The 21,966-nt window shown below is 60.2% G+C and carries 20 protein-coding genes; 13 read left to right on the forward strand and 7 right to left on the reverse strand.

The genetic code is table 11. The annotated features are described in order from the left end of the window. Positions 1–13: 13 nt before the first annotated feature. The 8 genes from pepP (at position 14) to gcvH (ending at position 8,790) form a co-directional block, all read left to right on the forward strand. Entirely contained in the window at positions 14–1,336 is a 1,323-nt protein-coding gene (gene pepP, locus ACFZPT_RS02005) for a Xaa-Pro aminopeptidase (RefSeq protein ID WP_034115419.1), read from the forward strand. Continuing rightward, positions 1,333–2,520, forward strand: a complete 1,188-nt coding sequence (gene ubiH / locus ACFZPT_RS02010) for a 2-octaprenyl-6-methoxyphenyl hydroxylase (protein WP_034101381.1) — start codon at positions 1,333–1,335, stop codon at positions 2,518–2,520. Before pepP ends, ubiH begins: the two co-directional genes overlap by 4 nt. Next, positions 2,513–2,998, forward strand: a complete 486-nt coding sequence (locus tag ACFZPT_RS02015; protein ID WP_034101380.1) for a DUF4442 domain-containing protein — start codon at positions 2,513–2,515, stop codon at positions 2,996–2,998. The genes ubiH and ACFZPT_RS02015 overlap by 8 nt, the downstream gene beginning before the upstream one ends. A gap of 9 nt (positions 2,999–3,007) precedes the next feature. Then, positions 3,008–4,225, forward strand: a complete 1,218-nt coding sequence (locus ACFZPT_RS02020; protein WP_167389870.1) for a 2-octaprenyl-3-methyl-6-methoxy-1,4-benzoquinol hydroxylase — start codon at positions 3,008–3,010, stop codon at positions 4,223–4,225. Between the two features lie 105 nt (positions 4,226–4,330). Beyond that, positions 4,331–5,335 carry an extracellular solute-binding protein gene (locus ACFZPT_RS02025; RefSeq protein ID WP_379554922.1) on the forward strand — a complete coding sequence of 335 codons (1,005 nt, stop codon included), beginning with the start codon at positions 4,331–4,333 and terminating at the stop codon, positions 5,333–5,335. A 164-nt stretch (positions 5,336–5,499) separates the two neighbouring features. Beyond that, positions 5,500–7,116: an iron ABC transporter permease gene (locus ACFZPT_RS02030; protein ID WP_034115416.1), complete on the forward strand. Its 1,617-nt coding sequence runs from the start codon at positions 5,500–5,502 to the stop codon at positions 7,114–7,116. A 156-nt stretch (positions 7,117–7,272) separates the two neighbouring features. Next, entirely contained in the window at positions 7,273–8,355 is a 1,083-nt protein-coding gene (gcvT, locus tag ACFZPT_RS02035) for a glycine cleavage system aminomethyltransferase GcvT (protein ID WP_034101376.1), read from the forward strand. A gap of 51 nt (positions 8,356–8,406) precedes the next feature. Continuing rightward, positions 8,407–8,790 carry a glycine cleavage system protein GcvH gene (gene gcvH, locus ACFZPT_RS02040; RefSeq protein WP_034101375.1) on the forward strand — a complete coding sequence of 128 codons (384 nt, stop codon included), beginning with the start codon at positions 8,407–8,409 and terminating at the stop codon, positions 8,788–8,790. Between the two features lie 54 nt (positions 8,791–8,844). Here the strand turns inward: gcvH and ACFZPT_RS02045 are convergent, their stop codons facing one another. From ACFZPT_RS02045 to ACFZPT_RS02070, 6 genes are all read right to left on the reverse strand, one after another. Then, the gene (locus tag ACFZPT_RS02045; protein ID WP_034115415.1) at positions 8,845–9,987 is read right to left on the reverse strand and encodes a DegT/DnrJ/EryC1/StrS aminotransferase family protein; all 1,143 of its coding nucleotides are present in this window, start codon (positions 9,985–9,987) and stop codon (positions 8,845–8,847) included. 162 nt (positions 9,988–10,149) lie between these two features. Continuing rightward, positions 10,150–10,464, reverse strand: a complete 315-nt coding sequence (locus ACFZPT_RS02050; protein ID WP_003176799.1) for a DUF2388 domain-containing protein — start codon at positions 10,462–10,464, stop codon at positions 10,150–10,152. A gap of 69 nt (positions 10,465–10,533) precedes the next feature. After that, positions 10,534–10,980 (reverse strand): NfeD family protein, encoded by a 447-nt coding sequence (locus ACFZPT_RS02055; protein WP_034101373.1) that lies wholly within the window; start codon positions 10,978–10,980, stop codon positions 10,534–10,536. A 10-nt stretch (positions 10,981–10,990) separates the two neighbouring features. Then, positions 10,991–11,911, reverse strand: a complete 921-nt coding sequence (locus tag ACFZPT_RS02060) for an SPFH domain-containing protein (protein ID WP_010207363.1) — start codon at positions 11,909–11,911, stop codon at positions 10,991–10,993. Positions 11,912–12,002: 91 nt separating this feature from the next. Further along, positions 12,003–13,667 carry a GspE/PulE family protein gene (locus ACFZPT_RS02065; protein ID WP_034115414.1) on the reverse strand — a complete coding sequence of 555 codons (1,665 nt, stop codon included), beginning with the start codon at positions 13,665–13,667 and terminating at the stop codon, positions 12,003–12,005. 83 nt (positions 13,668–13,750) lie between these two features. Then, complete coding sequence (locus ACFZPT_RS02070) at positions 13,751–14,089, reverse strand: hypothetical protein (RefSeq protein ID WP_034115413.1); 339 nt, start codon at positions 14,087–14,089, stop codon at positions 13,751–13,753. A gap of 126 nt (positions 14,090–14,215) precedes the next feature. Here ACFZPT_RS02070 and ACFZPT_RS02075 point away from each other — a divergent pair, with 126 nt between their 5' ends. Next, positions 14,216–14,686, forward strand: a complete 471-nt coding sequence (locus ACFZPT_RS02075) for an Lrp/AsnC family transcriptional regulator (RefSeq protein ID WP_003195279.1) — start codon at positions 14,216–14,218, stop codon at positions 14,684–14,686. Positions 14,687–14,770: 84 nt separating this feature from the next. On the opposite strand, the gene ACFZPT_RS02080 is transcribed toward ACFZPT_RS02075, so the two are convergent. Continuing rightward, positions 14,771–16,138: an inorganic triphosphatase gene (locus ACFZPT_RS02080; RefSeq protein ID WP_034115412.1), complete on the reverse strand. Its 1,368-nt coding sequence runs from the start codon at positions 16,136–16,138 to the stop codon at positions 14,771–14,773. A gap of 158 nt (positions 16,139–16,296) precedes the next feature. On the opposite strand from ACFZPT_RS02080, the gene argE reads away from it, so the two are divergent. The 4 genes from argE to ACFZPT_RS02100 all read left to right on the forward strand — a co-directional run bounded on the left by argE (position 16,297) and on the right by ACFZPT_RS02100 (position 21,768). Next, positions 16,297–17,445 (forward strand): acetylornithine deacetylase, encoded by a 1,149-nt coding sequence (argE, locus tag ACFZPT_RS02085; protein ID WP_034101369.1) that lies wholly within the window; start codon positions 16,297–16,299, stop codon positions 17,443–17,445. Positions 17,446–17,580: 135 nt separating this feature from the next. Beyond that, on the forward strand, positions 17,581–18,882 hold the full coding sequence (gene argA / locus ACFZPT_RS02090) for an amino-acid N-acetyltransferase (RefSeq protein ID WP_034101368.1): 1,302 nt from the start codon (positions 17,581–17,583) through the stop codon (positions 18,880–18,882). A 652-nt stretch (positions 18,883–19,534) separates the two neighbouring features. After that, positions 19,535–20,860 (forward strand): OprD family outer membrane porin, encoded by a 1,326-nt coding sequence (locus tag ACFZPT_RS02095; protein WP_034115411.1) that lies wholly within the window; start codon positions 19,535–19,537, stop codon positions 20,858–20,860. A 269-nt stretch (positions 20,861–21,129) separates the two neighbouring features. Continuing rightward, positions 21,130–21,768, forward strand: coding sequence for a peroxiredoxin (locus ACFZPT_RS02100; protein ID WP_034115410.1), 639 nt, complete (start codon positions 21,130–21,132; stop codon positions 21,766–21,768). Positions 21,769–21,966: the final 198 nt, after the last annotated feature.

The raw sequence follows: 21,966 nt of genomic DNA on the forward strand, positions 1-21,966 counted from the left end.
AGCCCATCTGCCCATGATCCATATCCCCAAAGCGGAATACACCCGACGCCGCAAGGCGCTCATGGCGCAGATGGAACCCAACAGCATCGCGATCCTGCCAGCCGCCGCTGTAGCTATCCGCAATCGCGATGTGGAGCATGTTTACCGCCAGGACAGCGACTTCCAATACCTGAGCGGTTTCCCCGAACCTGAAGCAGTCATTGTGCTGATGCCCGGTCGTCAACATGGCGAGTACGTGCTGTTCTGCCGCGAGCGCAATGCCGAACGCGAACTGTGGGACGGCCTGCGCGCCGGTACTGAAGGCGCGGTCCGTGACTTTGGCGCCGACGACGCCTTCCCCATCACCGATATCGACGACATCCTGCCCGGCCTCATTGAGGGTCGCGACCGCGTGTACTCGGCCATGGGCAGCAATGCCGAATTCGACCGGCATTTGATGGAGTGGATCAACGTGATCCGCTCCAAGGCCCACCTGGGTGCCCAGCCCCCGAACGAATTTGTTGCCCTGGATCATTTGCTCCACGACATGCGCCTGTATAAATCGGCGGCGGAACTGAAGGTGATGCGCGAAGCTGCACGGATTTCCTGCGCCGCCCATGTGCGAGCGATGCAGGCCAGCCGCGCCGGTTTGTACGAGTTCAGCCTGGAAGCCGAGCTGGACTACGAGTTCCGCAAGGGCGGTGCAAAGATGCCGGCCTATGGGTCTATCGTCGCCGCTGGTCGCAACAGCTGCATCCTGCACTACCAGCAGAATGACGCACTGCTCAAGGACGGCGATCTGGTGTTGATCGACGCCGGTTGTGAAATCGACTGCTACGCCAGCGATATCACCCGCACCTGGCCGGTCAATGGCCGGTTTTCGCCGGAGCAGAAGGCGATCTATGAAATCGTGCTGGCCTCCCAGGAGGCCGCGTTTGCGCAGATCGCCCCCAACAAGCATTGGAACCAGGCCCATGAGGCCACCGTGCAGGTGATCACCGCCGGGCTGGTGAAACTGGGGTTGCTGCAAGGCGATGTCGACGAATTGATCGCCAGCGAAGCGTACAAAGCTTTCTATATGCACCGCGCCGGCCATTGGCTGGGCATGGATGTACACGATGTGGGCGAGTACAAAGTGGGCGGTGAGTGGCGCGTGCTGGAAGTCGGCATGGCGCTGACGGTGGAACCGGGGATTTATATTTCGCCGGACAACCAGAACGTGGCAAAGAAATGGCGTGGCATTGGCGTGCGCATCGAGGACGACGTGGTGGTGACCAAGCAAGGCTGTGAAATCCTGACCGGCGGCGTGCCCAAGACCGTCGCCGATATCGAAGCATTGATGGCGGCGGCCCGATGAGCCGGGTCAACCTGGCGATTATCGGCGGCGGCTTGGTGGGCGCCAGCCTGGCGCTGGCGTTGCAGGCCGGGGCCAAGGCGCGCGGTTGGAAGATCGTGCTGATCGAACCGTTCGCCCCCGGCGACAGTTACCAGCCCAGCTACGACGCGCGCTCCTCGGCGCTGTCGTTTGGCGCTCGGCAGATCTACCAGCGCCTGGGCCTGTGGCAGGCCATCGCCCGCCGCGCCGAGCCGATCAAGCAGATTCATGTGTCGGACCGTGGGCGTTTTTCCACCGCGCGCCTGTCCGCCATGGAAGAGGGCGTGCCGGCCTTGGGCTATGTGGTGGAGAACGCCTGGCTGGGCCAGTGCCTGTGGCAAGGCCTGGACAGCGACGTGGTGAGCTGGCGCTGCCCCGCGCAAGTCACCCGCATGGTGCCGCTGCCCGATGGCTATCGCCTGACCCTCGACGATGAAACCGAGCTGGAGTGCGACTTGGCCGTGTTGGCCGATGGCGGCCGTTCCGGTTTGCGCGAGCAACTGGGCGTCGGCGTGAAAACCCGGCCCTACAACCAAAGTGCGCTGATCGCCAATATCACCCCTAGCGAAGCCCATAACGGCGAAGCCTTCGAGCGCTTCACCGATGATGGTCCGATGGCTTTGCTGCCGTTGCCCGACAACCGCTGCGCGCTGGTGTGGACGCGTGTCGGCATGGACGCCCAGCGCCTGGCCGACCTTGACGAGCGCAGTTTCCTCAGCGAGTTGCAGGCCGTGTTCGGTTATCGCCTGGGCACGCTCAAGCAGGTTGGCGCGCGTCATCTGTATCCGCTGACGTTGGTGGAAGCCGAAGAACAAGTGCGCTCGCACCTGGCCATCATCGGCAACGCCGCCCACAGCCTGCACCCGATTGCCGGGCAGGGTTTCAACCTGTCCCTGCGTGACGCCCATGCTTTAGCCGAAGCGCTGCTGGCTGGGCCGGCCGTGCCAGGCGATCTGGCGACCCTGCAAGCCTATCGTGACCGCCAACGTATGGATCAGAAGCTTACCGTGGGCTTCTCCGACCAGGTCACGCGCTTGTTCGGCAGCGCGCAACCCTTGGTGGCGCTGGGTCGCAATGTGGGCCTGCTGGGCCTGGATCTTCTACCGCCGGCCAAGCGCTGGTTCGCCCGTCAGGCCATGGGCCTGGGTACGCGCCCCGATGCGTAAATGGCTGATCGAGCGCCTGGGCAAGGCGCGCCTGTTGCGCTGGGTCATGACCCTTTACCCGCCGTACCTGGGCGCGGGCATTAGCGTGCAGCACATGAGCGCCGATTTTCGGCATGTCAAAGTGCGCATGGGCCTGGGGTGGTACAACCGCAATTATGTGGGAACGCAATTCGGCGGCAGCCTGTATTCGATGGTCGACCCGTTCTACATGCTGATGCTCATGGAGAACCTGGGGCGCGATTACATCGTCTGGGACAAAGCGGCCAGCATCGATTTCATCTCGCCGGGTAAAGGCCCGGTGTATGCCGAGTTTTTTATCGACGACACCTTGCTCGACGAGGTGCGTCGCCAGACCGAAGGGGGCGAGAAATACTTGCCCCACCTCAAGGTCCAGATTCATGACGGCTCCGGCACCCTGGTGGCGCGAGTCGACAAAACCCTTTACGTGCGGCGCAAGCCGCCAGCGAGACAGGCTTAAAGCATGGACATGCGCGCAGATGTGCTGATTGTCGGGGCCGGAATGGTCGGAAGCGCCCTGGCGCTGGCGTTGCAAGGCAGCGGGCTACAGGTGCTGCTGCTTGATGGCAGCCCGCTGAGTGTCAAGCCATTCGACCGCGACGCGGCCTTCGAACCCCGTGTGAGCGCGTTGTCGGCCGCCAGCCAGCGCATCCTCGAACGCCTGGGCGCGTGGGACGGCATCGCCTCGCGCCGCGCCAGCCCCTATGGCCAGATGCAGGTGTGGGACGGCAGCGGCACGGGGCAGATCCACTTTTCGGCGGCCAGCGTGCACGCCGAGGTGCTCGGGCATATCGTCGAGAACCGCGTGGTTCAGGACGCCTTGCTCGACCGCCTGCACGACTGCGACCTCGGGCTTTTGGCCAATGCACGACTTGAGCAGATGCGGCGTTCCGGCGATGAATGGCTGCTGACCCTGGCCGATGGCCGCACGCTGCGGGCGCCGCTGGTGGTGGCTGCCGACGGAGCAAACTCCGCCGTGCGCCGCCTCACCGGCACCGCGACCCGTGAGTGGGATTACCTGCATCACGCCATCGTCACCAGCGTGCGCAGCAGTCAGCCGCACCAGCGCACGGCCTGGCAGCGCTTTACCGATACCGGCCCCCTGGCGTTTTTGCCGCTGGAGCGTGACGGCCAGCAGGATTGGTGCTCGATTGTCTGGTCGACCACGCCGACTGAGGCCGAACGCTTGATGGCATTGGATGAAGACAGCTTCTGCCGTGAACTGGAGCGCGCCTTCGAAGGCCGCCTGGGCAGCGTGGTGAGCGCCGACCCGCGGGTGTGCGTGCCATTGCGCCAGCGCCATGCCAAACGCTACGTGGCTGAAGGCCTGGCGCTGATTGGCGATGCCGCCCACGTCATCCATCCGCTGGCAGGGCAGGGCGTGAACCTGGGGTTTCTCGACGCGGCGGTGCTGGCCGAAGTGCTGCTGGCGGCCACTGAGCGTGGTGAGCGCTTGGCGGATGTGAAAGTGCTGAGCCGCTACGAGCGGCGCCGCATGCCGCATAACCTGGCGCTGATGGCCTCGATGGAGGGATTCGAGCGGTTGTTCCAGGCCGACCAACTGCCGCTGCGCTGGTTGCGCAATGCGGGCTTGAAAATGGTCGACCAGATGCCGGAAGCCAAAGCGCTGTTCGTGCGTCAGGCCCTGGGCTTGAGCGGGGACTTGCCGGAGTTGGCCAGGCCCTGAACGGGTCGTGCAACATCTGGTAACGCCTCCACCGAGCGATTGATTGAGGTACCAAATGTGAGTCCTTATCATTTGCCCTCTATTTGCAAATGAGAGACCGCCCCTATGCTGGTACCCAAGCGCCTCCTGACTGCCCTGGCACTTACGCTCGTCGGCACCTGCGCCGCGCAGGCCGCTGATGAGGTGGTGGTCTACTCCTCGCGCATCGACGAACTGATCAAGCCGGTGTTCGACGCCTATACCCAAAAGACCGGCGTGAAGGTGAAGTTCATCACCGACAAGGAAGCCCCGCTGATGCAGCGCATCAAGGCCGAGGGTGAAAACGCCACCGCTGACCTGTTGCTCACCGTCGACGCCGGCAACCTCTGGCAAGCCGAGCAAATGGGCATCCTGCAACCGTTCACCTCCCCGGTGATCGACAAGAACATTCCCCTTCAATACCGCTCATCGGCCCATTCCTGGACCGGCTTGAGCCTGCGCGCGCGGACCATCGCGTACTCCACCGACCGGGTTAAACCCAGTGATCTGACCACGTACGAAGCCCTGGCAGACAAGCAGTGGGAAGGCCGCCTGTGCCTGCGCACGGCGAAAAAGGTCTACAACCAGTCCCTGACCGCGACCCTGATCGAAACCCATGGCGCGGCCAAGACCGAAGAAATCATCAAGGGCTGGGTCAATAACCTGTCTACCGACGTGTTCTCCGATGACATCGCCGTGTTGGAGGCCATCAATGCGGGCCAGTGCGATGTAGGCATCGTCAACACCTACTACTACGGCCGTCTGCACAAACAGAAGCCTGACCTGCCGGTAAAACTGTTCTGGCCCAACCAGGGCGACCGAGGCGTGCATGTGAACCTGTCTGGCATCGGCCTGACCAAGTACGCGCCATATCCGGACGCCGCCAAGGCCCTGGTGGAGTGGATGACCACCCCTGAAGCACAGAAGATCTTCGCCGACGTGAACCAGGAGTTCCCGGCCAACCCGGCAGTGCCGCCGTCGGCCGAAGTGGCGACCTGGGGTAAGTTCGTTGCGGATACCCTGCCGGTGGAAGTCGCCGGTAAACGTCAGGCAGAAGCCATTCGGTTGATGGATCGCGCCGGCTGGAACTAAGTACAATTTGTAGGACGCCGCAGATCTAACTGTGGGAGGGGGCTTGCCCCCGATGTCAGAGTGTCAGTCTACTGATCAGTGACTGATCCGCTGCCATCGGGGGCAAGCCCCCTCCCACATTGGGTTGCGGTGATTTCAAGATATTCATTACCGAGAGCCCCCCTTTGGCCCACCCCGCCCAACGCCGCTGGTACCTGCCGGTCTTCACCGTCGCCGCCCTGGTGCTGCTGCCGCTGAGCGTGCTGGTGTTGTCCTGGCAAAGCATCGATGCGCAAATCTGGTCTCACCTCTGGGATACCCAGATGCCACGCCTGCTGGGCAATACCCTCACGCTGGTGCTGGGTGTGGGCGTGGGCGTGACGCTGCTGGGGGTCAGCCTGGCCTGGCTGACCAGTCTCTGCGAATTTCCCGGACGGCGCTGGCTCGACTGGGCATTGATGTTGCCTTTCGCCATTCCGGCTTATGTGCTGGCTTTTGTCTTTGTCGGCTTGCTGGACTTTTCGGGTCCGGTGCAGACGCTGCTGCGTGAGTGGTTCGGTACGGGCCTGCGCCTGCCCCGGGTGCGTTCCACCAGTGGCGTAATCATCGTGTTGGTGCTGGTGTTCTATCCCTATGTCTACCTATTGGCACGCACCGCGTTCCTGGCCCAGGGCAAGGGCTTGATGGAAGCCGCGCGGGTGCTGGGGCAATCGCCCTGGCAGGCGTTCTGGCGTGTGGCGCTGCCCATGGCGCGACCGGCCATCGGGGCGGGTGTGGCCCTGGCGCTGATGGAGACCCTGGCGGATTTTGGCGCCGTCTCGGTGTTCAACTTCGATACGTTCACCACCGCCATCTACAAGACGTGGTACGGATTTTTCAGCCTGTCCAGCGCAGCCCAGCTGGCTAGCTTGTTGCTGCTGGTGGTTATGCTGGTGCTCTACGGCGAGCGCCGCGCGCGAGGCGCCAGCCGCCCCAGCAATGAACGGCCGCGGAGCAAGGCGCTGTATCACCTGCGAGGGTTCAAAGCGGCGGCGGCGAGTACCTGGTGCGGGCTGGTATTTGCGTGCGCGTTTGTGATTCCGATGCTGCAGCTGGTGGCTTGGTTCTGGCAACGCGGCCGCTTCGACCTGGATGAGCGCTACGCCGGCTTGATCGTCCACACCCTGTATCTCGGCGCGATTGCCGCGTTGATCACTGTGAGCGTGGCTTTGGTGCTGGCCTTCGCCAACCGGCTGTCGCCGACTCGGGCGATTCGTTCCGGGATCAGCCTGGCCAATGTGGGCTATGCCTTGCCGGGGTCGGTGCTGGCGGTGTCGATCATGTTGGCCTTCAGCTATCTGGACCGCGAACTGGTGGTGCCGCTGTCTGGCTGGCTGGGCGGTGCGGGCAGACCGTTGCTGCTCGGTAGCCTCGCTGCGTTGGTGCTGGCGTATCTGGTGCGCTTCCTGGCGGTTGCGTTCGGGCCACTGGAAAACAGCCTGGCGCGAATCCGTCCATCGTTGCCGGAGGCTGCGCGCAGCCTGGGTGTGAGTGGTCCGCGACTGTTTTGCAAAGTGTATCTGCCGCTGTTGCTTCCCGGCGCCTTGAGCGCGGCGTTGTTGGTGTTTGTCGATGTGCTCAAGGAAATGCCCGCCACCCTGCTGATGCGCCCGTTCGGCTGGGACACGCTGGCGGTACGCGTGTTTGAAATGACCAGCGAGGGCGAGTGGGCGCGGGCCTCTCTGCCGGCATTGACGCTGGTGTTGGTGGGTCTGCTGCCGGTCATCGGGCTGATCCGTCGTTCAGCTCGGCAAATCGGTTAGGTGCCAGTCCTACGGCTTGCGGCTACAATGCGCGGCATTCGGTGCGGTCCATCCTTCGGATCGGCGCGCTTAGCGTGACTGCAGACCTTGTCGTTCAAGGCTTCCAGCGCGTTTGGCAACGCTGCGCACCTTCGCCAAGCCCGGAAGGAGAAACCCATGGGACAGCGTACGCCTCTGTATGACCTGCATCTCGCCCTCGGCGCGAAAATGGTCGATTTTGGCGGTTGGGATATGCCTTTGCACTACGGCTCGCAAGTTGAAGAGCACCATCAGGTGCGACGCGACTGCGGGGTGTTCGATGTATCTCATATGACCGTGATCGATGTCACAGGCCCCCAGGCCAAGGAATGGCTCCAGCACCTGCTGGCCAATGATGTCGGTCGTTTGCATGGCTGCGGCCATGCGTTGTACAGCGCCATGCTCAACGAGCGGGGCGGTGTGGTGGACGACATGATCGTGTACCGCACCGAAACCGGTTACCGGCTGGTGGTCAACGCCGCCACCCGTGACCAGGACATGGCCTGGATGCAGGCGCAACTGGGCGAGTACCAAGCGCAACTGCGTGAACGGCCGGAACTGGCGATGCTCGCCATCCAAGGCCCCCAAGCCCGGCATAAAATTGCCGAGCTGGTCACTCAGTCGCGTGGCGCCTTGATTCATCAACTCAAGCCTTTCGAAGGCCAGGCCGATGGCGATTGGTTTATCGCCCGCACGGGTTACACCGGCGAAGACGGCCTGGAAATTGTGCTGCCTGCCGATCAGGCACCGGGTTTTTTCAACGATCTGGTTGGGGCCGGCATCTCGCCCATCGGCCTGGGCGCTCGTGACACGTTGCGCCTTGAGGCCGGTATGAACCTCTATGGCCAGGACATCCACCAAGACGTTTCGCCGCTGGCAGCCAATATGGCTTGGAGCATCGCCTGGGAGCCGGCCGAGCGCAATTTCATCGGTCGCGCCGCGCTGGAAGCAGAGCAGGCGGCGGGTGTGCAGTTCAAATTGGTGGGGCTGGTGCTGGAAGAACGTGGGGTTTTACGCGCTCATCAGGTGGTTCGTATCGCCAATGTTGGCGAAGGGGAGATCACCAGTGGTAGTTTCTCTCCTACGCTGAGCAAATCCATTGCCCTGGCGCGTGTACCGAAGGCAACCGCCGACCGGGCCGAAGTGGAAATCCGCGGCAAGTGGTACCCGGTTCGAGTGGTCAAACCGACCTTTGTACGTCATGGCAAAACCTTGATCTAACTATTCCGGCGGGCCAATGGCCGCTGACATTTCTTCTTGAGGACACAGACAATGAGCAATATCCCAGCCGACCTGCGTTTTGCCGAGAGTCATGAATGGGCCCGTTTGGAAGCTGACGGCACGGTGACCGTCGGTATTTCCGATCACGCCCAGGAAGCGTTGGGGGATGTGGTGTTTGTTGAGTTGGCTGAGGTGGGCGCCACGTTCGCGGCCGGTGGCCAGGCTGGGGTGGTTGAGTCGGTGAAAGCGGCTTCGGATATCTACGCCCCGATCGCAGGTGAAGTGACTGCCGTCAATGAGGAATTGAGCGGTAGCCCTGAACTGCTGAACTCCGACCCGTACGCGGCATGGATCTTCAAGCTCAAGCCAAGCAATCCGGCTGAGTTGGACAAGCTGCTGGATGCCGCCGGCTACAAAGCTTCCATCGGCGAATAACGCACGTCTCATGTGGGAGGGCGCCAGTTCCTTCCCACATTGAGCCGTGAGTGTTCAGCTCGCCGTCAAGACGGCCTTTACCGCCGCCACCGAGCGCTCCACATCCGCCTCCGTCATCGCCGTGAACATCGGCAACGACACGATCAAACGCCCGACCTTTTCCGCCACCGGGAACATGCCTTCCTTGAAACCCTGCGCCCGATACAGGCTCAGCAGGTGGATCGGCGGGTAGTGATAGCCAATGCCAACACCGTGGGCCTGCATCCGCTCCATAAATGTAGCGCGGGCGGGCAAACCGTCCTGGCGTTCCGGCAGCACGAGTTGGAACAGGTGCCAGTTGCTGTTTTCGAAGTCGGCCGGCGGCAGTTGCGCCCCGTACTTTTCTTCGAAGTCACTGCCAAAACAGTTGAAGTAGTGACGCGCAAGATTCTGGCGATGGGCAGTGATCTGCTCGATATGAGCGAATTGTCCCTGCCCAATGGCGGCGGCAATGTCAGTCATATTGAACTTGCCGCCCAGCACATCCACATCCAGACCGTCGAAGCCGGTACGGGTCACGCCCTGCAGGCGGTACTTTTCGGCCAGCCGCGCCTCATCGGCATTGTTCAGCACCAGGCAGCCGCCCTCGGAGCAGGTGATGTTCTTGTTTGCCTGGAAACTGAACGACACGAAATCCCCAGTGGCGCCGATGCGCTCGCCGTCCCAGGTGGAGCCCAGCGCCTGGGCGGCATCTTCGACGATACGCAGGTTGTACTTATTGGCCAGTGCATAGAGCATCGGCATGTCCAGCGGCAAGCCGGCCAGATAGACAGGAATGATTGCCTTGGTGCGTGGCGTGATCGCGGCTTCCACTTGGGCCAGGTCGATATTACGGGTAACAGGGTCGATATCGGCGAATACCGGTGTGGCGCCAACTTCCAGAATGACGTTGGCGGTGGCTACCCAGGAGATCGGTGTAGTGATGACTTCATCGCCCGGCCCGATGCCCGCGATGCGCAAGGCAATCTCCATGGTGCAGGTGCCTGAGTTAAACGTGCGCACCGGACGGCCGCCAAAATATTCCGAAAGTTGCGCCTCGAACGCCTGCACCTTCGGCCCGCTGGTGATCCAGCCCGAGCGCAATACGTCGCCTACTGCCGAAATGGTGGCTTCATCGATGGTGGGTTTGGAAAACGGCAGGAAAGGCTGTTGGCTCATGACGATGACGGCATCCGTTCTGATTGGCGATGGTGGTGAGGCGTGTGCGCACCGGCATGGTTGCACGGTTCGACTGAATATAGCCTGTCGCCTGTGAATGAATCGTCGCCTTACGGGCAAAAAAATGCCGCTTCAAAAGCGGCATTTTTCAGCGAGAAGCTATCACTCAGTGACAGCGTTTTTCGCGAGGATGGCGTTGGCCAACTCCATGTCCGTGGCTTGCAAGCCTGGGTTGTCGGCGCGGACTTTCTGCATTGCGGCCTCCAGGTACGGGCCACGGATACCACCGTCGCTGGCTACGAAGCTGCCGGCGTCGTCTTGAGCGGCGACCACCAGTTTGTGGTCTTTGAATGTCAGGTAGGTCGAGCCGGTGGTGGCACCGGAGGAGATGACATTGCGCCAGAAACTGTCGGCCATGGCTGAACCGACAGGAAGGGAAAGCACAGCGAGGGTTGCGACAGCATATTTGAGACGCATGATGGGTGACTCCGGGTGGGTGATCTGTACGTTTGGATCGTGGTTAGCCCAATCGAGTTCCGTCATTGACTAAACAGTTTCAACCTTCAACACCACGCCTTCCTGGGCAATCACGCGTACTTGAGCGCCTACCGGGCAGTCGGGGCCGCTGACCATCCACACACCGTCGCCGACCTTCACCTTACCTCTTCCATCCACAATCGCCTGGTGCACCACGAATGTGCGGCCGATCAACTCTGAGCCGCGTTCATTCAGCCCCGGTTGGTCACTGACCTTGGCGCTGCTGCGCTGACGTTTCCACCAGTACACCGCCGTCAATATCGACAGCACGGCAAACAACAGAAGTTGCCATTCCAGCGCGAGGGGCGGAACCAGAAACTTGATCACGCCCACGGCTGCCGCTGCGATACCCATCCATAGCAGGTAACCACCGGCGCCGAAGACCTCAAGAATCAACAGCACTGTGCCCAAGGCCAGCCAATCCCAAAACGACAGGTGCAGCAGGAAATCCCACATGGCGATGGCCTCAGCCCTTCTTGTTATCGAACGTTGCCTTGACGATCTCGCCGATGCCACCGACCGCACCGATCACCTGGCTGGCTTCAAGCGGCATCAGGATGACCTTGCTGTTGTTGGCCGAGGCCAGCTTGCCCAGGGCGTCGATATACTTTTGCGCGACGAAGTAGTTGACCGCCTGCACGTTGCCCGAGGCGATGGCTTCCGACACCACTTGGGTCGCCCGTGCTTCAGCCTCGGCCTGGCGTTCGCGGGCTTCGGATTCGAGGAACGCCGCTTGCCGGCTACCTTCGGCCTCCAGAATCTGGGCCTGCTTTTTGCCCTCTGCGGTGAGGATCGCCGAGGCCCGCAGCCCTTCAGCTTCAAGGATTTGCGCACGTTTGATCCGCTCGGCTTTCATCTGGCCGGACATGGCCGCCATCAGGTCGGCCGGGGGGCTGATGTCTTTGATTTCGATACGTGTGATCTTGATGCCCCAGGGCGCGGTGGCTTCGTCCACGGTTTTCAGCAGTTTTTCATTGATGCCATCGCGCTGGCTCAGCATCGCATCCAGTTCCATCGAGCCGAGTACGGTTCGGATATTGGTTTGCAGCAGATTCCGAATGGCGTGTTCGAGGTTGTTGACCTCGTAGGCAGCCTGAGCGGTATTGACCACCTGGAAGAAACACACGGCATCGATCTGCACGGTGGCGTTATCGGCAGTGATGACTTCTTGCGGCGGGATATCCAGCACGCTTTCCATTACGTTGATCTTGCGACCGATACGGTCCATGACCGGGATGATGATATTCAGGCCTGGCTTGAGCGTGTTCGTATAGCGGCCAAAGCGCTCGACCGTCCATTGGTAACCCTGGGGCACGACTTTGAAGCCCATGAACAGAATGGCGATGGCCAATCCTACAAAGAGCAGCAGTACGGTTCCGATTTGCATGACGATTCCCTATCTGATGATGTCAGTGACGCAACGTTTGCTGATTGTAATGGTGTTGTCTGCGATAAGAACGATCTGCCCGCGCCGTAATCTAGGGATTTGTTACTGAATCTGAGGGGGTGACCCGCAGCACTTCAGCCAAGGTGGTCTGCCCCGTCCTGACCTTCTGCATGCCCGCCATGCGCAAGCTGCACATCCCGTGCGCCATCGCCGCCTGACGCAGGGCTTGAACATCGGCGCCCGGGGTAATCAGCGCTTTGAGCGACTCGTCCAATATCATGATTTCGTAAACACCGGCTCTTCCCCGGTAACCGCTGTGACGGCACTCCGCACATCCCACCGCTTCATGGCCGTCATCGCCCATACGCTTGCAATAAGGACATAGCACCCGTACCAAGCGCTGCGCCATCACCCCCAACAAGGTAGCCTTGATCAAATAATGAGCAATACCCAGTTCCTGAAGCCGACTGATGGCGCTGGGCGCGTCGTTGGTGTGCAGGGTGGACAGCACGAGATGCCCGGTCAGCGCGGCCTGGATAGCCATTTCTGCGGTTTCCTGATCGCGAATCTCGCCGATCATGATGATGTCCGGGTCCTGGCGCAGTAGAGCGCGGATGCCGCTGGCAAAGGTCAGGTCGATATTGTGTTGCACCTGCATCTGATTGAACGCCGGCTCGACCATCTCGATCGGGTCTTCCACGGTGCACAGGTTGACCTCACGGGTCGCGAGCTGCTTGAGCGTGGTGTAGAGCGTGCTGGTTTTGCCTGAGCCGGTAGGCCCGGTGACCAGGATGATGCCGTTGGTCTGGCGCGTCATGGCATTCCAGCGGTGCCGGTCGTCATCCGACAAACCCAACTGGTCAAAACTCTTGAGCAGGACCTGAGGGTCGAAAATCCGCATCACCAGTTTTTCGCCGAAGGCCGTGGGTAGGGTCGACAGGCGCAACTCGATTTCAGTACCCGCCGGGCTTTTGGTCTTCACCCGACCGTCCTGGGGTTTACGTTTCTCCGCCACGTTCATGCGGCCCAGGCTCTTGAGGCGGCTGACCACAGCCACCGTAACCTGGGGTGGGAATTGATAGACATCGTGCAGCAACCCGTCAATGCGAAAGCGCACGCGGCCCTGATCCCGGCAGGGCTCGATATGGATATCACTGGCCCGCTGGGCAAAGGCGTACTGCAGCAGCCAATCGACGATATGGACAATGTGTGCATCGTTAGCGTCCGGCTCCTGATCGCTGCCCCCAAGGTTGAGCAGGTCCGGATGGCCCGGTGCGGTGACCTTCTGCTCAGCACCGTTGACCGATTGTGCCAGTCGATAGAATTCGCCGATGCAGCGTTGAATATCCTGCGGGTTGGCCACCACGCGCGTGATCGAACGCTTGAGCACCTGCGCCAGGCCGGCCTCCCAGCAGGTCACATAGGGCTGCGCACTGGCAACGGTGACGGTTTGCGCGTCCACCGCCACCGCGAGGATGCCGTGGCGTTGGGCGAACGCATGGGACATCAGCGGCACCACCGTCGCGACGTCGATCTTCAGCGGGTCGATGCGTAGATAGACTTGCCCGGCCTGCTCGGCAAGCCACTGAGTGAGGCGTTCCAGGCATGGCCCCAGCTCCGCGATGCGCTCCAGTGGGTGGCGGGTCGTATCGGCTGGCAGCGCCGATAAGCGGTGCGCGATGTCGGGCGTAATCAGCCCATATTCCACCAAGGGTGGCAGCAACGGTTGCAGCTCCAAACGACGATCAGCAGGCATGAAGAGGTTTCCGGATGGCCTTGGATGTTTCCCCAGGCTAGTCAGCCTCCGACGTTCTCCACGTCAACCTGTGTTGCAGGTTTTTACCTGGCGACCGCCATCTGGACGCCGGCCCCCAGTGCATCGGGCGTCCACACGTCCAGAGAACATACGCTGATCAGGTTTCGAATCTTTTCGCCGATCACCTGGGCCCGATGCCAGCTCAGACCATCGAGCACAATTTGGATATTCAGTGCGTCTACGTCTCGACTCACCGAGACCTGCCGAGGCGTAAGAAATTGCAGGGCGAAATAGTTGAGCACGCGGCACAGCACATCGGGCTCGGCTTCGGCGACGATCTGGTAATGGGCCTGACAGTGGGCGGTGTTGACGGCCCATGCATCGACGCGGGTGACAGGCGGAGTGGTTTCGACGGCGTGCATGCTGACTCTCCAAATTGAGTGGAGGAATTTTTACATCCAACCTCGGAGATTTCTTATCTAATATTGGCGTAAATACGGACATAAAAACGTATTCAATCCAATAGACGGTCTAAAGAAGGTATTTTTATGCACAGTGAATTGGACGCCTACGATCGCCGCATCCTGGCGTTGCTGCAAGAAGATGCATCGCTGTCCAGCGCGCAGATCGCCGAGCAGGTCGGCCTGTCCCAGTCGCCCTGTTGGCGCAGGATTCAACGGCTCAAGGAGGAAGGGGTGATACGCGGTCAGGTGACATTGCTGGATCGCAAGAAAATCGGCCTTAACACGCAGATATTCGCCGAGGTCAAACTCAACGCCCACGGCCGTTCCAACTTCACCGAATTCACCGAGGCGATTCGCGGGTTTCCGGAAGTGTTGGAGTGTTACGTGCTGATGGGGGCAGTGGATTTCCTGCTGCGCATCGTGACGTCGGACATCGAGGCGTACGAACGGTTTTTCTTCGAGAAGCTGTCAATGGTGCCGGGGATTCAGGAGGTCAATTCGATTGTGGCGCTGTCTGAAATCAAGTCGACCACCAGCCTGCCAGTATTGCGCTGACCGGGTGGACCTTATCGGGGGCGAGCCCCCTCCCACACTTGGAATGCATTTCAAATGTGGGAGGGCTGGCGGCCGATTGCAATGTTACAGACGCAGCAGGGTCTTCCACGCACGGTTCTGATACACCGCAATCGCCTGGTGCATCCGCGCATCCAGCGACTCATCGGTGATCGGCTGGTTGGCCAGTAGCGCCAACTTGTTCAGCTCGCCGTAGAGACGATCCAGTTCCGGAATGTCCAGCACATGGCGGGTGTGGTGTAGCCAGGCCTGGATGCGTTCGATACGTGGCAGTTGCTCGGCCAAGTCTTCCGGCTGCTGCTGGTAGCGTGGCAGTTGCAAGGCGACGGCGTCGTCGGCCAGCAGGCGCGGCAACCAGTTGGCGATTTGCGCGGCGCCCTGGCGGTTGCCACGCACGTTGCGGTCGGCGGTCCAAGTGCGGGCCATCAACCAGCGCGACGTGTTGAGTGAGAACAGGCCCCAGCGCACGTCTTCCAATTCTTCGGCGAATTGTTCCGGTGCGGCTTTACGGATGTCTTCATCATCGTCACCGGCCTGCACCAGTGGGCGCCAGTCTTCCAGCAGCGCGTCCAGCGCAGTGCGCAGTTCGCTGGTGGACTGGCGGGGCGCGGCCTGGCCGAGGCTGCCGACCAGAGCACGCAGTTCGCCGAGGTTATCGACCCAGTCCTGCAGCAGGCGCCAGTGGCCGTTGAAACGGTATTGTTCAGCCAGGCGCTGGCTGCTGCCGAGCAGGTGCCACATCAGGGCGGCGAAAGCATCGTCCAGCGGCATTTCGGCGTGTAGCTGTGGCGCCGGCAGGCTCAGGGAGTAACTGCTGGCGTCATACAGGCGGTAGCCGCGCTCGGCCTTGCTGATATCGCATGGCATCAGCGCCAGGGTGGCGGCCAGTTCGGCGGCCAGTTCCAGCAGGGCGGCCGGCTCGCCTTCGCGCAGTTCCAGTTCCAGCTCGCAGATTTCTTCTTTCTGTTTGCCGGCCACTACATGGCCCAGGTCCAGAGCGGCTTCGATCACTACCTTGGCCTTGCCGCGGCCCCAGGCGATTTCGGCGCGTTCACGCACGAAGTCGGTGGTAAAAATCGGTTTGAGGGTTTTTTTGTCCAGCTCGGCCAGTTGCTCGGGCCAGCACTCGCCGTCGAGTTTCTTCACGTCGAGCTTGGCTTTGGGCAAGTCCCAGTTGTACTCATTGCGTTCCGACAAGCCGGCGACGCTCTGGCCACGGGTCTTGAGGGTTTGAATGATGTCGTCACCGTCCTTGCGCAGGCGCAGGGCAACCTTGGCCTGGGCCAGGTCGCGCTCGGGGGTGTCGAAATACTGGTTCATCAACTCACGGCGTTCCCAGCCACTTTTGTTGCGTTTTTTCAGTAACGGGTGCTCACGCAGCGCGGCGAGTGTTTCGCGGCTGACGCGGAGCTTGATTTCGGTTTCTTTCTGCATGGCCGGAAAATCCAGGATCGGGAGCGCAGCCGGGGAAAAGAGTGGCTGCCAAGGTCGTGCAGTGTACAGGACTGAGCCCGGCAACGCGCCGCAACGGTTTATTGTGTCGTGCAGATGCCTCTATAGTGAGGTTCATCCGGGAAGTGGGGAGACTGTATATGCCGTTGCCGTCCATGAAAGAGCAGTTCGCCGCGTTGATTGCCGCGCCGTCGGTCAGTTGCACCCAGGCGTCCCTGGACCAGACCAACCGCCCGGTGATCGACCTGCTTGCCGGCTGGCTGGGTGACCTGGGGTTCAGCATCGACATCCAGACCGTCAGCCCAGGCAAATTCAATCTGCTCGCCAGTTTCGGCAGCGGCCCTGGCGGCCTGGTGCTGGCCGGGCATAGCGACACCGTGCCCTATGACCCCGCGTTGTGGAAAACCGACCCGCTGAAACTGACGGAAATCGACGGTCGCTGGGTAGGATTGGGCAGTTGCGACATGAAAGGCTTTTTCGCCTTGATAATCGAGGCAGTGTTGCCGCTGCTGGATCAACCGTTCAAGCAGCCCTTGCTGATCCTCGCTACCTGCGATGAAGAAAGCTCCATGTCCGGCGCCCGTGCGCTGGCCGAGGCCGGTCGCCCACTGGGCCGCGCGGCGGTGATTGGCGAGCCGACGGGCCTCAAACCGATCCGCCTGCATAAAGGCGTGATGATGGAGCGCATCGACATTCTCGGTCGCAGCGGCCATTCGTCGGACCCCAGCCTCGGCCATAGCGCCCTTGAAGCCATGCACGATGCCATCGGTGAACTGCGCGGCCTGCGCCTGGCCTGGCAGCGCGAGTACCGCAATCCGCAATTCAGCGTGCCGCAACCGACCCTGAACTTCGGCTGCATCCACGGCGGCGACAACCCCAACCGCATCTGTGGCCAATGCTCCCTGGAGTTCGATTTGCGCCCCCTGCCCGGTATGGATCCTCAAGTGTTGCGCGATGCCATTCGGCAGAAGCTCCAACCGTTGGCCGAGCGCCATCAAGTCAAGATCGACTACGCGCCGCTGTTCCCGGCGGTGCCGCCATTCGAGCAGCCGGAAGACGCCGAGCTGGTGCGGGTTGCGGAACGTTTGACCGGTCATCGTGCCGAAGCAGTAGCGTTCGGCACCGAAGCGCCTTATCTTCAGCGCCTTGGTTGTGAAACCCTGGTGCTCGGCCCTGGCGATATCGCCTGTGCGCACCAGCCGGGCGAATACCTCGAAATGTCACGCCTGACGCCTACAGTGCGTCTATTGCGGGATTTGATCGAACATTACTGCCTGAAACCCGCATAAATTAACCCCTGCCTGTTCGTACATAGAAGGAGAGTGAGCGTGTCGCCAAGCCTGTTCCGACGATAACCATCAGCCCGCCGTGCGCTTTCACGATTCATCCTTTTTTGGCTGCTTTTTATTACAGGCCCAGGTGTTATGCCCGAATACGTCAATTGGCTTCGTCATGCTTCCCCTTACATCAATGCCCACCGCGACTGCACCTTTGTGGTCATGTTGCCGGGCGATGGTGTGGACCATCCCAACTTCGGCAATATCGTCCACGACCTGGTGCTGCTCCACAGTCTGGGCGTGCGCCTGGTGCTGGTGCACGGTTCGCGTCCACAGATCGAAGCGCGCCTTGAAGCGCGCGGCCTCACCCCGGCTTACCACGAAGGCATGCGCATCACCGATGCCGCTACCCTGGAGTGCGTGATCGATGCGGTCGGCCATCTGCGTATCGCCATCGAAGCGCGCCTGTCGATGGACATGGCCTCATCGCCCATGCAGGGCTCGCGCCTGCGGGTGGCCAGCGGCAATCTGGTAACTGCACGCCCCATCGGCGTACTCGAAGGCGTGGACTACCACCACACCGGCGAAGTGCGCCGGGTCGACCGCAAGGGCATCAATCGCCTGTTGGACGAGCGCTCTATCGTCTTGCTGTCGCCCCTGGGTTACTCGCCCACCGGAGAGATTTTCAACCTGGCCTGCGAAGATGTCGCTACTCGCGCCGCGATCGACTTGGGAGCCGATAAATTGCTGCTGTTCGGTGCCGATCTCGGCCTGATCGATGAACATGGGCGTTTGGTGCGCGAGTTGCGTCCGCAGCAAGTGCCGGCGCATTTGCAGCGCCTGGGCAGCAGCAACTACCAAGCCGAATTGCTCGACGCAGCGGCCCAGGCTTGCCGGGGCGGGGTAGGGCGCAGCCATATCGTCAGCTATGCCGAAGACGGCGCGCTGCTCACCGAACTGTTCACCCGCGACGGTGGCGGTACGTTGGTGGCTCAGGAGCAATTCGAGTTGGTGCGCGAGGCGGCGATTGAGGACGTCGGTGGCCTGCTCGACCTGATCAGCCCGTTGGAAGAGCAGGGCATTTTGGTGCGCCGCTCGCGGGAAGTGCTGGAGCGCGAAATCGAGCAGTTCAGCGTGGTCGAACGCGAAGGCATGATCATCGCCTGCGCGGCGCTGTACCAGATCGCCGATTCGGATGCCGGTGAACTCGCGTGCCTGGCGGTGAACCCCGAATACCGCCACGGCGGGCGCGGCGATGAGCTGCTTGAGCGCATCGAAACCCGCGCCAGGGCTCAGGGCTTGAAAACGTTGTTCGTCCTCACCACCCGCACTGCCCATTGGTTCCGGGAGCGTGGGTTTGTGCCAAGCAGCGTGGACCGTCTGCCGTCCGCGCGCGCCTCGCTGTACAACTACCAGCGCAATTCGAAGATTTTCGAAAAAGCCCTCTAAGCGCCGCGTAAGACTGTAGGTGCGAGTCAGCTCGCGCCTACTTTTTTGTGGGCTTTTTCAGAACTTGCCGAGCGCTTGGGGTGCGACAACGTGACAGTCGTAAAGCGCCACAAACCCTTCAGAAAGCTTGATTTTGACCGATACCGTAAGCGCTGTACGGCGTAGATTGCGTGGCGAAGACGCTGCCCTGGCCCTTCGGTTGCTACGACACTGTAATCAAAAGAAGCTGTTGCGATACAAAAACTGTAACAAATTGACGGGAGGATATGCGTTTAGCCATCATGGCGTCGCCTTTTTGATCGTGAGTGACGTATGCAGCATTACGTCTACTTTTTACTGATCTAAATAGCGCCAAAAAAAATACTTTTTAGGAATTACCATCCAGATAGGTTCGTCTACTCTGACCTACCCGATCTACGCAATGGCTTATTCCAAAACAGTATGAAAAAGAATGAAACAATTCTTTTTGGGTGTATGAAAAACTCATGACCCTGCAGGGACCAAATCAACAGCGGTTAGACGAAAGTAGTAGACACACTAGGTTACGATTGACTTGGTAGTCACTATCTGGCGCTAATCGCGCATCTGTGGATCGAGGGCGTCAGACCCGAGACCAAAGAACTACAAAAATTAGAAACGAGAGGAGCGGTACATGAAGAAGTCCACCTTGGCATTGGCTGTAGCCCTGGGCGCAATCGCTCAGCAAGCAGGCGCTGCTGGTTTCATTGAAGATAGCAAGGCAAGTGTCAGCTCGCGCACTCTGTATTTCGATAACGATCAACGTGACGGCGGCAGTGATCAGCGCGAAACAGCCACCGGCTTGAAGTTCAACTACCTGTCTGGCTTCACTCAAGGCGTGGTTGGTTTTGGTATTGATGCTCAGGCATTGGTCGGTTTCCACTTAGATGGCGGCAAAGGCCATCACCCGAACAGCAACACCTTCGTGCCAAGTGACACCGACGGTTCTGCGGTGAGCAGCTGGAGCAGCGCAAGTGCCAACGTCAAGGCCCGCTTCTCCAAGACCGAAGCGCATCTGGGTGGGGCTTTGGCACCGAACCTGCCGATCCTGATTGCGAGCGACGGTCGTCTGCTGCCGCAAACCTTTGAAGGCGGCACTGTTACCTCCAAAGAAATCGACAATGTGACCTTTAACGCCGGTCAACTTGAGCACGCTACTGGCCGTGCGTCGAGCAACAGCACCGGGCTGGCCGTTAACGGCGGCACCCAGGAAAGCAACAAGTTCATGTTTGGCGGTGCCGACTGGAAGGTCACCAAAGACCTGACGCTGCAGTACTACTACGCCAACCTGGAAGACTACTACAAGCAGCACTTCCTGGGCCTGGTCCACGTATACCCGATCAGTGAAGGTCAATCGTTCAAGACCGATCTGCGTTACTTCGACAGCAGCTCCGACGGCAAGAACGGCGACGTTGGCTACCGTTTCAACAACAACGGCGGCTACGCGAAGAACACTGGCGAGGTTGATAACAAAACCTGGAGCGCCATGTTCACCTACTCCCTGGGTGGCAACGCCTTCATGGTCGGCCACCAGCGCGTCAGCGATGACGGCGGTTTCGTCTGGCTGAACCAGGGCAGTGTCGTGGATGGTCGCGGTCGTAACGAAGGTGCTGGCGGTTCGAGCTTCTACCTGTTCACCGACAGCATGATCAACTCGTTCGTCCGTGCGGGTGAAAACACGACTTTCGGTCAATACTCGTATGACTTCGCCGCACTGGGTGTTCCAGGCCTGAAAACCTCGATTGCCTACCTGCATGGCGACAACATCAAAGCCGTGGGCGGTGGTGGTGATCAGTCCGAGTGGGAACGCGATATGCGTATCGACTACACCATCCAACAAGGTGTGCTCAAAGGCTTTGGTACCACTCTGCGTCACGGTGCTTACCGTGGTAGCGGCACCGGCATCCAAGACCAGGATCAGACTCGCCTGATCTTCAACTACACCTACAGCTTCTTGTAAGGTTGTATGGAAGAAACCTCGCATATTGCGAGGTTTCTTCGTTTACTCAAGTCGGGCTCACCCCCGTAAGCCCTTCCTGAACCCCTCTTTGTGCAGCGTCTCAAGGCCTTCTCGAACCTTGAAATTGATGATGCACAGCCTCCGTTTCGCCGTCCAATGAACGATTTTTAATATTCTTTTATCGTCTAGATAAATCGATATTTATTCTTTTTAAAATAGCCACAACCCATGCACAGTGGGCTCCATAAGCACTCATCAGGAGCCACACCATGAGCCTCAGACTGGGCGATATCGCCCCCGACTTCGAACAGGATTCCAGCGCCGGCAAAATTCGTTTCCACGAGTGGTTGGGCGATAGCTGGGGAGTGTTGTTTTCCCACCCGGCCGACTTCACGCCGGTATGCACTACCGAGCTGGGCTTCACCGCCAAGCTCAAAGACGAATTCGCCCAGCGCGGCGTCAAAGCCATCGCGCTGTCGGTTGACCCAGTGGACTCGCACCACAAGTGGATCGAAGACATCAACGAAACCCAGAACACCACCGTCAACTTCCCAATCCTGGCCGATGCCGATCGCAAGGTCTCTGATCTCTACGACCTGATCCACCCCAATGCCAGCGACACCCTCACCGTGCGATCGTTGTTCGTAATTGACCCAAACAAAAAGATTCGCCTGACCATCACCTACCCGGCCAGCACCGGGCGCAACTTCCATGAAATCCTGCGGGTGATCGACTCGCTGCAATTGACCGATAACCACAAGGTCGCCACGCCCGCCAACTGGCAAGACGGGGATGAAGTGGTGATCGTGCCGTCGCTCAAGGACGAGGACGAGATCAAGAAACGCTTTCCAAAGGGCTATCGCGCAGTGAAGCCGTACCTGCGGCTGACCCCGCAGCCCAATCGTTGACGCTATCGCCTCGGGGGCAAGCCCTCCTCTCGCAGACGATGTACCGCATCTGTAACTGAATCAAAGCAGGGGTTTTCAGGCCGTTTCCACGGCCTTTTTTTTCGCCTGGCGATTGATAAAGTGCATATGTTTTTAAGGAATAAACAAATGAAAAAATAAGATTTATAGATATATGAATCAGCTGATAAGGTCTGTTCC

This window comes from Pseudomonas sp. MD330_10, from assembly GCF_042610415.1.
GTDB lineage: Bacteria > Pseudomonadota > Gammaproteobacteria > Pseudomonadales > Pseudomonadaceae > Aquipseudomonas > Aquipseudomonas rhodesiae.

What these genes read in the sequence shown, in the direction of transcription:
- ACFZPT_RS02080 (WP_034115412.1), bottom strand. Translation starts at nt 16,138, where the DNA reads ATGCAGAAAGAAACCGAAATCAAGCTCCGCGTCAGCCGCGAAACACTC.
- gcvH (WP_034101375.1), top strand. Translation starts at nt 8,407, where the DNA reads ATGAGCAATATCCCAGCCGACCTGCGTTTTGCCGAGAGTCATGAATGG.
- argE (WP_034101369.1), top strand. Translation starts at nt 16,297, where the DNA reads ATGCCGTTGCCGTCCATGAAAGAGCAGTTCGCCGCGTTGATTGCCGCG.
- ACFZPT_RS02070 (WP_034115413.1), bottom strand. Translation starts at nt 14,089, where the DNA reads ATGCACGCCGTCGAAACCACTCCGCCTGTCACCCGCGTCGATGCATGG.
- gcvT (WP_034101376.1), top strand. Translation starts at nt 7,273, where the DNA reads ATGGGACAGCGTACGCCTCTGTATGACCTGCATCTCGCCCTCGGCGCG.
- ACFZPT_RS02050 (WP_003176799.1), bottom strand. Translation starts at nt 10,464, where the DNA reads ATGCGTCTCAAATATGCTGTCGCAACCCTCGCTGTGCTTTCCCTTCCT.
- ACFZPT_RS02065 (WP_034115414.1), bottom strand. Translation starts at nt 13,667, where the DNA reads ATGCCTGCTGATCGTCGTTTGGAGCTGCAACCGTTGCTGCCACCCTTG.
- ACFZPT_RS02045 (WP_034115415.1), bottom strand. Translation starts at nt 9,987, where the DNA reads ATGAGCCAACAGCCTTTCCTGCCGTTTTCCAAACCCACCATCGATGAA.
- ACFZPT_RS02025 (WP_379554922.1), top strand. Translation starts at nt 4,331, where the DNA reads ATGCTGGTACCCAAGCGCCTCCTGACTGCCCTGGCACTTACGCTCGTC.
- argA (WP_034101368.1), top strand. Translation starts at nt 17,581, where the DNA reads ATGCCCGAATACGTCAATTGGCTTCGTCATGCTTCCCCTTACATCAAT.
- ACFZPT_RS02060 (WP_010207363.1), bottom strand. Translation starts at nt 11,911, where the DNA reads ATGCAAATCGGAACCGTACTGCTGCTCTTTGTAGGATTGGCCATCGCC.
- ACFZPT_RS02095 (WP_034115411.1), top strand. Translation starts at nt 19,535, where the DNA reads ATGAAGAAGTCCACCTTGGCATTGGCTGTAGCCCTGGGCGCAATCGCT.
- ubiH (WP_034101381.1), top strand. Translation starts at nt 1,333, where the DNA reads ATGAGCCGGGTCAACCTGGCGATTATCGGCGGCGGCTTGGTGGGCGCC.
- ACFZPT_RS02100 (WP_034115410.1), top strand. Translation starts at nt 21,130, where the DNA reads ATGAGCCTCAGACTGGGCGATATCGCCCCCGACTTCGAACAGGATTCC.
- ACFZPT_RS02055 (WP_034101373.1), bottom strand. Translation starts at nt 10,980, where the DNA reads ATGTGGGATTTCCTGCTGCACCTGTCGTTTTGGGATTGGCTGGCCTTG.
- ACFZPT_RS02075 (WP_003195279.1), top strand. Translation starts at nt 14,216, where the DNA reads ATGCACAGTGAATTGGACGCCTACGATCGCCGCATCCTGGCGTTGCTG.
- ACFZPT_RS02015 (WP_034101380.1), top strand. Translation starts at nt 2,513, where the DNA reads ATGCGTAAATGGCTGATCGAGCGCCTGGGCAAGGCGCGCCTGTTGCGC.
- ACFZPT_RS02020 (WP_167389870.1), top strand. Translation starts at nt 3,008, where the DNA reads ATGCGCGCAGATGTGCTGATTGTCGGGGCCGGAATGGTCGGAAGCGCC.
- pepP (WP_034115419.1), top strand. Translation starts at nt 14, where the DNA reads ATGATCCATATCCCCAAAGCGGAATACACCCGACGCCGCAAGGCGCTC.